Source organism: Saccharopolyspora antimicrobica, assembly GCF_003635025.1.
Lineage (GTDB): Bacteria > Actinomycetota > Actinomycetes > Mycobacteriales > Pseudonocardiaceae > Saccharopolyspora > Saccharopolyspora antimicrobica.
Genome location: NZ_RBXX01000002.1, coordinates 4,030,302 through 4,044,229 on the forward strand (window position 1 = coordinate 4,030,302; position 13,928 = coordinate 4,044,229).

Annotated in this window: 12 protein-coding genes and 1 tRNA gene; 9 read left to right on the forward strand and 4 right to left on the reverse strand. The window is 70.8% G+C overall.

From position 1 onward, the window contains the following. Positions 1-3 precede the first annotated feature (3 nt). The gene (locus tag ATL45_RS19660) at positions 4-618 is read left to right on the forward strand and encodes a hypothetical protein (RefSeq protein WP_093159993.1); all 615 of its coding nucleotides are present in this window, start codon (positions 4-6) and stop codon (positions 616-618) included. Here the strand turns inward: ATL45_RS19660 and ATL45_RS19665 are convergent. After that, on the reverse strand, positions 615-1,157 hold the full coding sequence (locus ATL45_RS19665; RefSeq protein ID WP_093159991.1) for a MarR family winged helix-turn-helix transcriptional regulator: 543 nt from the start codon (positions 1,155-1,157) through the stop codon (positions 615-617). The two genes, ATL45_RS19660 and ATL45_RS19665, sit on opposite strands and share 4 nt — an antisense overlap. Positions 1,158-1,214: 57 nt before the next feature. Here ATL45_RS19665 and ATL45_RS19670 point away from each other — a divergent pair, with 57 nt between their 5' ends. Beyond that, positions 1,215-1,934 (forward strand): SDR family NAD(P)-dependent oxidoreductase, encoded by a 720-nt coding sequence (locus tag ATL45_RS19670; protein WP_093159988.1) that lies wholly within the window; start codon positions 1,215-1,217, stop codon positions 1,932-1,934. A gap of 64 nt (positions 1,935-1,998) precedes the next feature. On the opposite strand, the gene ATL45_RS19675 is transcribed toward ATL45_RS19670, so the two are convergent. After that, positions 1,999-2,071 (reverse strand) — tRNA-Arg (locus tag ATL45_RS19675). Positions 2,072-2,276: 205 nt separating this feature from the next. Between ATL45_RS19675 and ATL45_RS19680 the strand changes: the two genes are divergently transcribed. Beyond that, positions 2,277-3,194, forward strand: a complete 918-nt coding sequence (locus ATL45_RS19680) for a cation diffusion facilitator family transporter (protein WP_093159986.1) — start codon at positions 2,277-2,279, stop codon at positions 3,192-3,194. 39 nt (positions 3,195-3,233) lie between these two features. Here the strand turns inward: ATL45_RS19680 and ATL45_RS19685 are convergent, their stop codons facing one another. Both ATL45_RS19685 and ATL45_RS19690 read right to left on the reverse strand, forming a co-directional pair. After that, complete coding sequence (locus ATL45_RS19685) at positions 3,234-3,887, reverse strand: DUF305 domain-containing protein (RefSeq protein ID WP_093159983.1); 654 nt, start codon at positions 3,885-3,887, stop codon at positions 3,234-3,236. After that, complete coding sequence (locus tag ATL45_RS19690) at positions 3,884-4,672, reverse strand: thioredoxin-like domain-containing protein (RefSeq protein ID WP_093159981.1); 789 nt, start codon at positions 4,670-4,672, stop codon at positions 3,884-3,886. The genes ATL45_RS19685 and ATL45_RS19690 overlap by 4 nt, the downstream gene beginning before the upstream one ends. A gap of 210 nt (positions 4,673-4,882) precedes the next feature. Between ATL45_RS19690 and argS the strand changes: the two genes are divergently transcribed. The 6 genes from argS (at position 4,883) to rho (ending at position 13,927) form a co-directional block, all read left to right on the forward strand. Next, on the forward strand, positions 4,883-6,544 hold the full coding sequence (gene argS, locus ATL45_RS19695; RefSeq protein ID WP_093159978.1) for an arginine--tRNA ligase: 1,662 nt from the start codon (positions 4,883-4,885) through the stop codon (positions 6,542-6,544). Between the two features lie 65 nt (positions 6,545-6,609). Beyond that, positions 6,610-8,028: a diaminopimelate decarboxylase gene (lysA, locus tag ATL45_RS19700; RefSeq protein WP_093159977.1), complete on the forward strand. Its 1,419-nt coding sequence runs from the start codon at positions 6,610-6,612 to the stop codon at positions 8,026-8,028. Beyond that, positions 8,029-9,333, forward strand: a complete 1,305-nt coding sequence (locus ATL45_RS19705; protein ID WP_093159974.1) for a homoserine dehydrogenase — start codon at positions 8,029-8,031, stop codon at positions 9,331-9,333. It begins immediately after the preceding gene. Further along, positions 9,330-10,412: a threonine synthase gene (gene thrC / locus ATL45_RS19710; RefSeq protein ID WP_177242114.1), complete on the forward strand. Its 1,083-nt coding sequence runs from the start codon at positions 9,330-9,332 to the stop codon at positions 10,410-10,412. The genes ATL45_RS19705 and thrC overlap by 4 nt, the downstream gene beginning before the upstream one ends. Then, complete coding sequence (gene thrB, locus ATL45_RS19715; protein WP_093159972.1) at positions 10,409-11,323, forward strand: homoserine kinase; 915 nt, start codon at positions 10,409-10,411, stop codon at positions 11,321-11,323. The genes thrC and thrB overlap by 4 nt, the downstream gene beginning before the upstream one ends. 732 nt (positions 11,324-12,055) lie before the next feature. Next, positions 12,056-13,927, forward strand: a complete 1,872-nt coding sequence (gene rho / locus ATL45_RS19720) for a transcription termination factor Rho (protein ID WP_093159969.1) — start codon at positions 12,056-12,058, stop codon at positions 13,925-13,927. Position 13,928: the final 1 nt, after the last annotated feature.

Genomic DNA, 13,928 nt, shown 5'->3' on the forward strand with positions numbered 1-13,928 from the left:
CAGATGCCGGGGGACGCGGTCATCGAGTGGCGGATTCCGTCGACTCCTCGCGGTGTCGGGGGAGCGCTGAAGCGGTTCCTCGGGCCGGGGCGGACTCGGCTGGAGAACGTCGTGGAGGCCGTCGGCCAACTGCTGAACATGGCTCTGCTGGCGCTGTGCATCGCGTGGTTCGGCGGCTGGGGCGGGTCGGTGCTGCAGGACGTGGTCCTCGCGGTGATGGTGTTCGACCTGGTCGGCGGAGTGCTGACCAACGCGACCAATGCTGCCAAGCGCTGGTATCACCGCCCGGCGCCGGGAATACGGGGCAAGCGGCTCCTCTTCATCGTCTCGCATCTGCTCTACCTGGTCGCGGTGGTCTTCGTGCTCGACGAGGGTGGGTGGCCGTGGTTGCTGATCAACGCGGGTCTGCTGCTCGCCGCCGCGGTGCTCGTCGAGGTGGCGCCCCTGGAGGTCAAGCGGCTCGCCGCGGTGGGCCTGTACCTGGCTGCGGTGCTGGTGAACCTGACCTGGTTGCCGCTGCCCGCCGCGCTCGCCTGGTTCCCGGTGCTGTTCTTCCTGAAGTTGCTCGTCTGCTTCATGGTTCCGGAGGCGCCGATGTACCGGCGCGCAACGGCCTAAGTGGACTCCGGGTTCCGCTCGCTGAGCGAGGTTTCCAGCTTGGTGAGGACGCGGGAGAGGTACGCGTGGTCTTCCTCCGCGAGCGTTTCGATCAGCTCGGCTTCGTGGTCGAGCAGCTGCCGCACGGTGGACTCGACCAGGTCGTGCCCGGCGTCGGTCAGCCGGACGGCGACCGCGCGGCGGGACGCCGACGACGGTGACCGGTCGACCAGTCCGGCTTGTTCGGCTCGGGCGATGCGCTGGGAGACGGCTCCGGCGGTGACCAGCGTTCGGCGGGTGATCTCGCGGGTGGTCAGCTCGTAGGGCGGGCCGGCGCGGCGGATCACGCTGAGCAGGTCCAGCGTCGACGGGTCGATGCCGAGTCGGGCCAGGGTGCGTCGGCGTTCGTCGGCGAGGAGCTTCGCGATGCGCCAGATCGGCGTGATGATCTCGATGGATTCGGTGCGCGAACCGGGCAGCTCGCGGCGCCAGGCCGCGGCTATGTCGGCCGAGGGCCAGGTCGAGGTCGAACTGAGCGGATAGCTCTCGGGGTTGGACACCGCGCACCTCCCAGCGCTACGTTTAGCGCTAAACGTATCAGATCTCGGGAGTGCAGAGTGAACCGAATCGTGCTTGTGACCGGCGGCAGCAGCGGCATCGGCAAGGCCGTGGCGAGCCGCTTCCGCGCCTCCGGTGACACCGTGATCATCACTGGTCGCGGTGCTGAGCGGCTGGCATCCGCGGCCGCCGAGATCGACGCCCGGCCGATCCCCTGCGACGCGTCGGACTCGCGGCAGGTAGCGGCGCTGGCGGCGGAGCTCGGCGACCACCTCGACGTGCTCGTCAACATGGCGGGCGGCAACACCGATCTGCTGCGCGATGAGCCGGCGGACCTGGAGCAGCTCGCGGAGGCGTGGCGCGCGAACCTGGATGCCAACCTGCTCAGCGCGGTGCTCACGACGTCCGCCGTGCTCGACAAGCTGCGTCCCGGCGGCACCATCGTGAACGTCGGTTCCATCGGTGCTGAATACGCCTCGACGTCCTACGGCGCGGCGAAAGCCGCTCTCGCTGCTTGGAGTGCGGGTCTGTCCTCAGAGGTCGGTCCGAAGGGGCTGACCGCGAACCTGATCTCGCCCGGCTACATCGAGGAGACGGAGTTCTTCCACGGCAAGCTCAGCGATCAGCGCCGGACCGCGCTGATCGACGCGACCCACAACGGCCGTCCGGGGCGTCCTGGCGACATCGCCGAGCTCGCGCACTTCCTGGCGTCCGAGGGGGCTCGCCACCTCACCGGCCAGACCCTCCACGTGAACGGCGGTGCGCACACCACGCGATGACGCTGGTGCGCAAAAAGATCCGCCCCTGGTGGCGATTGCCGAACCAGGGGCGGATCTTCTCGGGCGCCCTCGGCAGGACTCGAACCTGCGACACCTGCCTCCGGAGGGCAGTGCTCTATCCGCTGAGCTACGAGGGCTTGTCGCTGCGGACGATCGTTAGCTTAGCGCACCCGCAGGGCAGTCCTCTGCGGGGGGTGTCGAACGCGCGGCGGCGGGAGGGCTGGATGCGAGCATGGGAACCTTCCTGTCATCCTCCCCGGCGTCGGCGCTGGTCACCTTGACACGTGAAATCATGCGTACTTCACTATGTGTGAGGCCATGCTGGCGTAGGAGGGACGGTCGATGGGTCAGGGCCACGGGCACGGTTCCGCAGCCGACGCGGTCAGCGCATCCGGGCGCTACGTGCGGCGGTTGGCCATCTCGTTAGCGATCCTGCTCGCGTTCCTCGTGCTGGAAGCGGTCGTCGGGTTCCTGACGTCCTCGCTGGCGCTGCTGTCCGATGCCGGGCACATGCTCACCGACGTGCTCGGCGTGGGCATGGCGCTCGCCGCCATCACCGCCGCGCGGCGGCCGGTGGGTGACAAGCGGACCTTCGGGCTTTACCGCATGGAGGTGCTGGCCGCGCTCGCCAACGCCGTGCTGCTGTTCGGCGTCGCCGCTTACATCCTCTACGAATCGGCATCCCGGTTCCAGGATCCGCCGGAGGTCGCCGGGGTGCCGATGATGCTCACCGCGGCCGCCGGGCTCGGCGCCAACCTCGTGGTGTTCGCGCTGCTGCGCCAGGGGGCCAGCGAGAGCCTCAACGTGCGCGGGGCCTACCTGGAGGTCCTCGCCGACACCATCGGTTCGGTCGGTGTGCTGATCGGCGGTCTGCTCACCTGGCTGTTCGGCTGGTACCTGGCGGACCCGATCGTCGCCGTCGCGGTCGGCCTGTTCGTGCTGCCGCGCACCTGGAAGCTGGCCCGCCAGGCGCTGCGGATCCTCGTCCAGCAGGCCCCCGAAGGCATCGACGTGCGCGAGCTGCGCGCGGACCTGACCTCGCTGCCGTCGGTCACCGAGGTCCACGACGTGCACGTGTGGACCCTCACCTCCGGTATGGAGGTCGCCTCGGCGCACCTGACCACCGGGTCCGACGCGGACCACGGCGGGGTGCTGATCGCCGCGCAGCGGATGCTGGCCGAGCGCTACCGGATCGAGCACGCGACGCTGCAGGTCGAGCCCGCCGAGTGCGCCAAGCGCTGCCAGGCGCTGACCTGGTGATCTCAGGCGCCGCGTGACAGGAAGGTTCCCATCCTCACGTCAGAGCGGGCGAGCGCCGCGCTCGGCGAGCATGGAGCGCATGAGCTGGCTCTCGTTGCTCTGCGAGCCCAGCATGTTCTTCGCCAGCTCGCGCACCGCCGGGATGGTGGCGTGGCGGGCGCCGTAGTCGGCCATCGGGGCGCCGCCCTCGTGGTGGCGCAGCATCAGCTGCAGGAAGTAGACGTCGAACTCCGGGCCGCGCAGGGCGTGCAGGTGGGTCATCTCCGCGCTGCTGGCCATGCCGGGCATCAGGCCGCCGGAGGACGGGCCGGTCGAGGCGGTGCCGTGGTCGTGGCCCTCCGCCGACATCCACTCCATCAGCGGGCCGACGGCCTGGGCCGGCTGGTGCCACAGGCCCAGCCAGCCCTGCATGCGGCCGATCTGGTCGCGCTGGTTGGTCTCGATGTCGAAGGCCAGCTGCCGCACCGCGACGTCGGCGGCGCGCTCGCGGGCCAGCGTGGCCATGGTCACCGCTTGCTGGTGGTGCACGGACATGTCCTGCGCGAAGCCGATGTCGACCGGGGTCGGCCCCGGTTCGGCGCGGTCGAAGGACGGCACCCGGATCAGCAGTCCGAGCGCCGCCCCCAGCAGCAGCAGTGTCAGCGCCGCCGCGACGGCCACGAAGATGCGCGTGGCCAGCGGGCGTTCCGTCACGGCTGGCCCATCTCGCCGGCGTCCTGGGTCGCGCCGCGGCCGTCCATCGGGACCGCGTCCGGGCCGGGCGGGGTGCCGTCGAACTTCGGCGGGTTGTTCGTGTCGAACGCGCCCGGGTAGGCCTGGCAGGAGCCGCCGATCTCCGGGTAGACGCCGTTGTTGTTCAGCCGCAGCGCGGTGATGAACTGGTCGATGCGCGGGTCGTCGGCGCTGTCCACCTTGAGCTGGTGGCCCCACGACTGCAGCGAGATCGGGCTGTCCAGCCCCGGGTACGGCGACATCATCGTGTACTGCTTGCCCTCGGCGCGGACCTTGAGCCGCTCGATGCCGGCCTCGTCGACCTTCTCCGGGTTGTAGGCGATCCACACCGCGCCGTGCTCCAGCGAGTGGACCATGTTCTCGGTGCGCACCGCCTCCGGGTACACCACGCCCATGCAGTCCGCCCAGATGCCGTCGTGCGGGCCGCCGAACGGCGGGGAGTGGTCGTAGGCCACCCGCTGCGCCGGGGTGACGTGGATCTGGCCCGGGTAGTCCACGACCGTGACGCCGGGGATCTTCTTGGACGGGTCCGGGTTCTCCGGGGACGGCTTGAACGGCTCGGCGGCCTTCTCCGCCGCCTCCTGCGCCGCGCGGACGTCGGCGGTTTCCGAGTACCTCATGAACGCGAAGCCGAAGACCACCGCAGCGAACACCGCTACGACGGTGACGCCCGAGATCAGCATCCAGGGGATTTGCCGCTGGTGCACCACGGCGCCGCGCACCGTTTTGCTCTTCCTGTTCGCCATGCTGTTCGCAAACCTCGTCTCAAGAACCACCGGGGGATCCGGCCCGCCAGTGTAGAGATTGCCGACGCCGCGAGAAGCCTTCCGGCCAATGCTCGCCACCACACGTTCTCACACCGCTGTGACCGGGTGATCACGCGGCGTGGTCTTGCCTGCTGGGACGTGGCCAACCCGTTGGCTGAGCAGCGCGGACACTTCCTTAGACTGCATAAGGTGACTCCCGCCGCGCTCGCAGAACTGGTCCGCAACACCGCCGTCGAGGTGCTTTCCGGCAAGCAGCTGGACACCTCCGTGCTTCCCGAGGTGGTGACGGTGGAGCGACCCCGGAACCCGGAGCACGGCGACTACGCCACCAACCTCGCGATGCAGGTGGCCAAGAGGGCCGGTGTCAAGCCGCGCGACCTGGCGACCTGGCTGGCCGAGGCGCTGACCGGCAAGGACGGCATCGACTCGGTCGACGTCGCCGGTCCCGGCTTCCTGAACCTGCGGCTGGCCGCCGACGCGCAGGGCCAGATCGTGCGCGAGGTGCTCACCCGCGCCGCCGACTACGGCGACGGCGACGGCTACGCCGGGCTGAAGGTCAACCTGGAGTTCGTCTCGGCGAATCCGACCGGCCCGATCCACCTGGGCGGCACCCGGTGGGCGGCGGTCGGCGACGCGCTCGGCCGGGTGCTGGCCGCGCAGGGCGCCGAGGTGACCCGCGAGTACTACTTCAACGACGCCGGCGCGCAGATCGACCGGTTCGTGCGGTCGCTGATCGCCGCGGCCAAGGGCGAGCCCGCCCCGGAGGACGGCTACGGCGGCGCCTACATCGCCGACATCGCCGCCGAGGTGCTCAAGGCCGAACCGGCGGCGCTGGAGCAGCCCGCCGATGAGCAGCACGAGACCTTCCGCCGCATCGGCGTCGGCTTGATGTTCGACGAGATCAAGCAGAGCCTGCACGAGTTCGGCACCGACTTCGACGTGTTCTTCCACGAGGACTCGCTGCACACCTCCGGTGCGGTGGAGCAGGCCCTGGAGACGCTGAAGAAGTCCGGTCACGTGTACTTCGCCGACGGCGCCTGGTGGCTGCGCTCCACCGAGTTCGGCGACGACAAGGACCGGGTGGTCATCAAGAGCGACGGCGCGCCCGCCTACATCGCCGGTGACGTCGCCTACCTGCTGGACAAGCGCAACCGCGGCTTCGAGCTGTGCATCTACATGCTGGGCGCCGACCACCACGGCTACATCGCCCGCCTCAAGGCCGCCGCCGCGGCGCTGGGCGACGACCCGGCCGTGGTCGAGGTGCTCATCGGGCAGCTGGTGAACCTGGTGCGCGAGGGCAAACCGGTGCGGATGAGCAAGCGCGCGGGCACCGTGGTCACCCTCGAGGACCTGGTGGAGGCGGTCGGCGTGGACGCCGCCCGCTACTCGCTGATCCGCTCCTCCGCGGACTCCGCGCTCGACATCGACCTGGACCTGATCACCAAGCGCACCAACGAGAACCCGGTGTTCTACGTCCAGTACGCGCACGCCCGGCTGTCGTCGTTGCAGCGCAACGCGGCCTCGCTGGGCATCGAGCGCGGCCCGGTTGACGACGCCGACCTGTCGCTGCTCACCCACGAACGCGAGGGCGACCTGATCCGCACCCTCGGCGAGTTCCCGCGCGTGGTGAACTCGGCCGCCCAGCTGCGCGAACCGCACCGGGTGGCCCGCTACCTGGAGGACGTGGCCAGCGCGTACCACAAGTTCTACGACGCGTGCCGCGTGCTCTACCCCGGCGACGACCAGGCCAGTCCGCTGACCATCGCCCGGCTGCAGCTGTGCGAGGCGACGCGGCAGGTCATCGCCAACGGCTTGGGGCTGCTGGGCGTCAGCGCACCCGAGCAGATGTGAGAACGCGGCCGCACGTGCCGTGACGAATCGCCTGTCCAGCGGCAGGCTGCGCGAAGGAGCTCTAGATGCGCGCCCATCCCGCCGGGCCCCGGCACGCCGATGTCGTGCCGCCCGGCAACACCGCGGGACCGGTTCCGGCCACCGCCGAAGACGTCGACCACCTGCACCCGCAGGTGTGGCCGCGCAACACCGAGCGCGGCGCCGACGGCGTCGTCCGCTTCGCAGGCATCGACGTCCGAGACCTGGCGGAGCGCTTCGGCACCCCGCTGTTCGTGCTGGACGAGGACGACTTCCGGTCCCGCTGCCGCGACTACGCCGAGGCGTTCGGCGACCCGGCGTCGGTGCACTACGCCTCGAAGGCGTTCCTGTGCACCGAGGTCGCTCGCTGGGTGGCCGAGGAGGGCCTGAGCCTGGACGTGTGCAGCGGCGGCGAGCTGGCCGTGGCGCTGCGCGCCGGGTTCCCCGCCGAGCGGATCACCTTCCACGGCAACAACAAGTCCGTCGCCGAGCTGACCGCGGCCGTGGAGGCCGGGGTCGGTTCGGTGGTGCTGGACTCGTTCCACGAGATCGCCAGGCTGGAGCACATCGCCGCCGAGCGCGGCGTCCAGCAGCACGTGCTCGTGCGCATCACGGTGGGCGTGGAGGCGCACACCCACGAGTTCATCGCCACCGCGCACGAGGACCAGAAGTTCGGGTTCTCGCTGGCAGGCGGGCAGGCCGCCGAGGCCGTGCACCGGGTGCTGAAGGCCGGTTCGCTGGTGCTGGCCGGGCTGCACAGCCACATCGGTTCGCAGATCTTCGACGTCGACGGCTTTGAGCTGGCCGCGCACCGGGTGGTGCGGCTGCTGGCCGAGCTGCGCGCCGAGCACGGCGCCGACGCGCTGGCCAGCGCCACCACCGTGGACCTCGGCGGCGGGCTGGGCATCGCCTACACCGGTGACGACGACCCGCTGCCGCCCGACCAGCTGGCCACCCGGCTGCGCGAGATCGTCGGCAAGGAGGCCGACAACGCGGGCATCCCGGTGCCCAAGATCGCGGTGGAGCCCGGTCGCGCCATCGTCGGTCCCGGCATGGTCACCGTCTACGAGGTCGGCACCATCAAGGACGTCGCGCTGGGCGCCGAGGTGCACCGCAAGTACGTCAGCGTCGACGGCGGCATGAGCGACAACATCCGCACCTCGCTCTACGACGCCGTCTACGACTCCCGGTTGGTGTCGCGCAGCGCCGAAGCACCCGCCGCGCTGTCCCGCATCGTGGGCAAACACTGTGAGTCCGGTGACGTAGTGGTGCGCGACTGCTGGCTTCCAGAGGACATTGCTCCGGGAGACCTGCTCGCAGTGGCCGCCACCGGCGCCTACTGCTACGTGATGGCGAGCAACTACAACCGCCTGCCCAAGCCGCCCGTGGTGGCGGTGCGCGATGGTCAGGCGCGGTTGCTGCTGCGCAGGGAGACCGAGGACGACCTGCTCCGGCTGGAGGTGTGAGTGAACCAGGACCGTGAACCGATCCGGGTCGCGCTGTTGGGGTGCGGCACGGTCGGTACCGAGGTGCTGCGCCTGCTGCACGACCAACCCGACGAGTTCGCTGCCCGGACCGGCGCCCCGATGCTGGTCACCGGCGTCGCGGTGCGCCGGCCGCACAAGCACCCCGAGGTGCCGCAGCACCTGCTCACCACCGACGCGCACGCGCTGGTGGAGGGCGACGTCGACGTCGTGGTGGAGCTGATCGGCGGCATCGAGCCTGCCCGGTCGCTGCTGCTGACCGCGCTGCGGTCCGGCAAGTCGGTGGTGACCGCGAACAAGGCGCTGCTGGCCGAGCACGGCTCCGAGCTCTACGCCGCCGCGGACGCCTCCGGCGCCGACATCTACTTCGAGGCGGCGGTCGCCGGGGCCATCCCGCTGCTGCGGCCGCTGCGCGAGTCGCTGGCCGGGGACCGGATCAACCGGGTCATGGGCATCGTCAACGGCACCACCAACTTCATCCTGTCGGCGATGGACTCCACCGGCGCGGGTTACGCCGAGACGCTGGACGAGGCCGGCCGTCTGGGTTACGCCGAGGCGGACCCGACCGCCGACGTGGACGGCTTCGACGCCGCCGCGAAGGCCGCCATCCTCGCCTCGCTGGCGTTCCACACCCGGGTCACCGCCAGCGACGTGCACCGCGAGGGCATCTCGGCGGTCACGCCCGGCGACATCGCCGCGGCGCGCACCCTGGACCGCGCGGTGAAGCTGCTGGCGATCTGCGAGCGGGTGGTCGACGAGGACGGCACCGAGTCGGTGTCGGCCCGCGTGCACCCGGCGATGATCCCGCGCAGCCACCCGCTGGCCGGTGTCGGCGACGCCTTCAACGCGGTGTTCGTGGAGGCCGAGGCCGCCGGGCAGCTGATGTTCTACGGCCAGGGCGCCGGGGGAGCGCCCACCGCCAGCGCGGTGCTGGGCGACCTCGTCGCGGTGGCGCGCAACCTGGTGGTGGCGGGCAAGGGGCCCCGGGAGTCGGCGCACGCGCAGCTGCCGATGCGCCCGATGGGCAAGACCCCGACCCGCTACCACATCAGCCTCGACGTGGCCGACAAGCCGGGCGTGCTCTCGCAGGTCGCGGCCATGTTCAACGACAACGACGTCAGCATCTCGGTCGTGCGACAGCAGGGCCGGGGTGCCGAAGCCAGCCTCGTGGTGGTCACCCACACCGCCGCCGATGCGGCATTGAAGTCCACTGTGGACAAGATCGCGCAACTGCCGGTGGTGCGCGAGGTGGTCAGCGTGATGCGTGTGGAAGGTGAACCGTCTTGACGAACATCCAGGGTGCTGCGGTGCGGGCCGGCTGGCCCGGTCTGATCGAGGCCTACCGGGACCGGGTGCCGGTGCCGGAGGGGGCGCGCGTCGTGACCCTGCAGGAGGGCAACACCCCGCTGGTGCCCGCGCACCACCTGTCCGAGCTGACCGGCAGCACCGTCTACCTGAAGGTGGAGGGCGCCAACCCGACCGGCTCGTTCAAGGACCGCGGCATGACCGTGGCCATCACGCACGCGCTCGCCGCGGGCAGCAAGGCCGTCATCTGCGCCTCCACCGGCAACACGTCGGCATCGGCCGCCGCCTACGCGGCGCGCGCCGGGCTGACCTCGGCGGTGCTGGTGCCGCAGGGCAAGATCGCGCTGGGCAAGCTCGCCCAGGCCGTGGTGCACGGCGCGAAGATCCTGCAGGTCCAGGGCAACTTCGACGACTGCCTGGAGCTGGCCCGCAAGACCTCGGCCGAGCACCCGGTGACCCTGGTCAACTCGGTCAACCCGGTGCGCCTGGAGGGGCAGAAGACCGCGGCGTTCGAGATCTGCGACGTGCTCGGCCGCGCGCCCGACGTGCACTGCCTGCCGGTCGGCAACGCAGGCAACATCACCGCCTACTGGAAGGGCTACACCGAGTACGCAGGCGACGGCATCATCGAGCGCACCCCGCGCATGTTCGGCTTCCAGGCGGCCGGGGCGGCACCGCTGGTGCACGGCCAGCCGGTGGCCAACCCGGAGACCATCGCCACCGCGATCCGCGTCGGCAGCCCCGCCTCCTGGCGCGGTGCCACCGACGCCAAGGACGCCTCCGACGGGCTGTTCGCCGCGGTGACCGACGAGGAGATCCTGGCCGCCTACCGGCTGCTGGCCTCCCGCGAGGGCGTCTTCGTCGAGCCCGCTTCGGCCTCCAGCGTCGCCGGTCTGCTGGCCACCGCCGCCGACAGCCGGCTGCCCGCCGGTTCGGTCGTGGTCTGCACGGTCACCGGACACGGTCTCAAGGATCCGGACACCGCGCTGTCCGGCATGGTCGAGGTCGAGCCGCTGCCGGTCGACCCGGGGGCGGTCGCCACCGCGCTGGAACTGGCATGACCGGCCTGCCGGTTTCGGCCGTCCGGGTGAAAGTTCCGGGCTCGACGGCGAACCTCGGATCCGGCTTCGACGCGCTGGGCATGGCGTTGTCCTTGTACGACAACGTTTTCGCTCAGGTGGTGGACGGGCCGCCGGGATCGGCGAGCGTACAGGTCGAGGGCGAGGGCGCCGGCTCGGTTCCCACCGACGAGCGTCACTTGGTGGTGCGAGTCGTCCACAAGACGTTGGCGGAACTCGGTTTCCCCGCTCCGGCGCTGCGGTTGCACTGCGAGAACAGCATTCCGCACGCGCGCGGCCTGGGCTCCTCGGCGGCGGCCATCGTCGCCGGGGTGGCCACGGGCTTCGCGCTCGCCGGAATCGACTTGCGGGACAACGACAACACCGAGCTGGCGCTGCACCTGGCCGCGGCCCGGGAGGGGCACGCGGACAACGCGGCGGCCAGCCTGCTCGGCGGTTTCGTGGTGGCGTGGCAGGAATCCGGGCGGTTCCGCGCGGTCCGGATGCAGCCGCACCCGGACGTGTCACCGATCGCGTTCGTGCCGCAGGTGCAGTCGGCCACCGACGCCACCCGCGGTCTGCTGCCGGAACGGGTTCCGCACGCCGACGCCGCGTTCGCGGCGGGCCGTGCGGCGCTCGCCGTGCACGCGATGACCCGGGCGCCGGAGCTGCTGCTGGCGGCGACCGCGGACCGGTTGCACCAGGACTACCGCGAGTCGGCGTGGCCGGACACCATCGCGCTGGTCCGCCGGTTGCGCGAGGCGGGCGTGGCGGCGGCGGTCTCCGGCGCGGGACCGACCGTGCTCGCGCTGCCGACCGGTGGGCAGCTGCCCGCGGAGATTGCGCCGAACGGCTTCCAGGTGTTGCGCCTTCCGGTCGACGACGGCGGCGTGCGGATCGTCGAGCAGGCCTGACCCGGGGTGGTGAACGGGGCGGGAAAGCCCAGTTCACCGCCCCGCAGCAGCGGCTCGGCGCGGAAGTGGTACAAAGGACGTGTCGCCGGTGGCGAGCAGCGGATTCGCCGGCTGGTCGTCGACGACACGATCTGAACGGGTGTGCCACACGCCCGGGGGGTTGTTGCACCTGAACTACTGGGCGTCTACCCTCAAGGTCAATCAGTCACCGCGCCCAGGGTGCCGGTGCCGTATCCGGAACATCGTTTTCCGGAGCGCATCTCCCGCCGTGAATTGAACTCCACCCGTCACGGGTGAAGATCAACTTAGGCGGGTTCGGCGATCGCGGTGACCGAGGCAGGAGTTGTCAACTCAATTGAGTTCGCTTCGGGGCGATCGACGGTGCGCGTCGTTGCCGTTGTCGGGGTGGGGGCCTTAAGTTCCAGGATGTGGTCCCCGAGCAAGCATCCGGGGCGCCAACATGAGTCGGGGATTCCTGGGATTAGGCGGCAGGGCGTGCATCGGCACGTGTGGATCGGAGTGGATGCGTCGCACATGGACCACGCGAGCCGGGTGCCTCCCACTGCCCGGTGCTGCTGGTTCCCGAGCCAACGCCGAATTCGGTCGCGCCACGCGCGGAGGGAAGCCGATCGGCGAGAGAGCTGGTAGCACACACCGGCCGCCCGCACTCCAGAGCGGGCGGGCAATCCGCTGGGTCGCGTAGGAGGCGCGGTCCGGTCAGGAAGGACATTCGTGAGCAACACCGAACTGTTGAGCAGCGAGGCGGCCAACGGCGCCTCTCCCGCTGGCCAGCAGGATTCCGAGGCCAACGGCACCCCGCGTCGACGGGGTGGGCTTTCCGGCATGGTTCTCGCCGAACTGCGCCAACTCGCGGGGGAACTGGGGATCGAGACCGGCGGTCTGCGCAAGGGCGACCTGATCGCCGCCATCAAGGAGAAGCAGGGCGGCACGACCGCGCCCCGCACCCGCTCCGCCAAGAAGGCGCCGGCCCGCGCCGAGGAGGCCCCCGCCGCCAAGGCGCACCAGCCTGCCCTCGACGAGGCCGAATCCGCGCCGGCGGCGCGCGAGGCCAGCACCGAGCAGAGCACCAACGGTGCCGCTCCGGCCCGCACCCGCTCCCGGCGCCAGCAGGCCGCCGAGACCAGCGGTGAGGGCGAGGACAACCGGCGCGGCGGCAACCGCAGGCGCCGCTCGTCCAGCCGTTCCGGCGCCGAGTCGGGTGGTGCCGAGGAGCAGCGCGGCGAGCGCAAGCAGGACAACCGGCCGGAGCGCGAGAGCCGCCAGGAGCGGGACGGCAACCGGCAGGAGCGCGGCGGCAACCGGCAGCAGGACCGGGACCGGGACAACCGGCCGCAGGACGACGAGGACGACGAGGGTGGTCGTCGGGGTCGTGGCCGCCGCTTCCGGGACCGCCGCCGCAACCGCGGCCGCGGCGAGGGCGGCGAGCCCGAGGTCCGCGAGGACGACGTGCTGCTGCCCGTCGCGGGCATCCTGGACGTGCTGGAGAACTACGCGTTCGTGCGCACCTCCGGCTACCTGGCGGGCCCGAACGACGTCTACGTGTCGCTGTCGCTGGTCCGCAAGTACAACCTGCGGCGCGGTGACGCGATCAAGGGCGTCATCCGGCAGCCGCGGGAGGGCGAGCAGCAGCGGCAGAAGTTCAACCCGCTGGTGCGGGTGGACTCGATCAACGGCCTGGAGCCGGACGCGGCCAAGAACCGCCCCGAGTTCCACAAGCTGACCCCGCTGTACCCGAACGAGCGACTGCGCCTCGAGACCGAGCCGCAGAACCTCACCGGGCGGATCATCGACCTGGTGATGCCGGTCGGCAAGGGGCAGCGCGCGCTGATCGTCTCGCCGCCGAAGGCCGGTAAGACGATGGTGCTGCAGGCGATCGCCAACGCGATCACCACCAACAACCCCGAGTGCCACCTGATGGTCGTCCTCGCCGACGAGCGTCCGGAAGAGGTCACCGACATGCAGCGCTCGGTGAAGGGCGAGGTCATCGCCTCGACCTTCGACCGGCCGCCGTCGGACCACACCACGGTCGCGGAGCTGTCCATCGAGCGGGCCAAGCGGCTCGTCGAGATGGGCCACGACGTGGTCGTCCTGCTGGACTCGATCACCCGGCTGGGCCGCGCCTACAACCTGGCGGCCCCGGCGTCCGGGCGAATCCTGTCCGGTGGTGTCGACTCGACCGCGCTGTACCCGCCGAAGCGGTTCCTCGGCGCGGCCCGCAACATCGAGAACGGCGGCTCGCTGACCATCTTCGCCACCGCTCTGGTGGAGACCGGTTCCACGATGGACACCGTGATCTTCGAGGAGTTCAAGGGCACCGGCAACGCCGAGCTCAAGCTGGACCGCAAGCTGGCCGACAAGCGCCTGTTCCCGGCGGTCGACGTGGACTCCTCCAGCACCCGGAAGGACGAGATCCTGCTCTCGCCCGACGAGCTGGCGGTCACCCACAAGCTGCGCCGAGTGCTCGCCGCGCTCGACTCGCAGCAGGCGCTGGAACTCCTGCAGGACCGGCTGCGCAAGTCGCGCACCAACATCGAGTTCCTGATGCAGGTCGCCAAGACCACGCCGGGCAAGGACGACGACTGAC

Excerpts from the sequence above, each read along its gene's own strand:
- thrB (WP_093159972.1), top strand. The coding sequence starts at position 10,409 with ATGACCGGCCTGCCGGTTTCGGCCGTCCGGGTGAAAGTTCCGGGCTCG.
- ATL45_RS19660 (WP_093159993.1), top strand. The coding sequence starts at position 4 with ATGCCGGGGGACGCGGTCATCGAGTGGCGGATTCCGTCGACTCCTCGC.
- lysA (WP_093159977.1), top strand. The coding sequence starts at position 6,610 with ATGCGCGCCCATCCCGCCGGGCCCCGGCACGCCGATGTCGTGCCGCCC.
- ATL45_RS19690 (WP_093159981.1), bottom strand. The coding sequence starts at position 4,672 with ATGGCGAACAGGAAGAGCAAAACGGTGCGCGGCGCCGTGGTGCACCAG.
- ATL45_RS19680 (WP_093159986.1), top strand. The coding sequence starts at position 2,277 with ATGGGTCAGGGCCACGGGCACGGTTCCGCAGCCGACGCGGTCAGCGCA.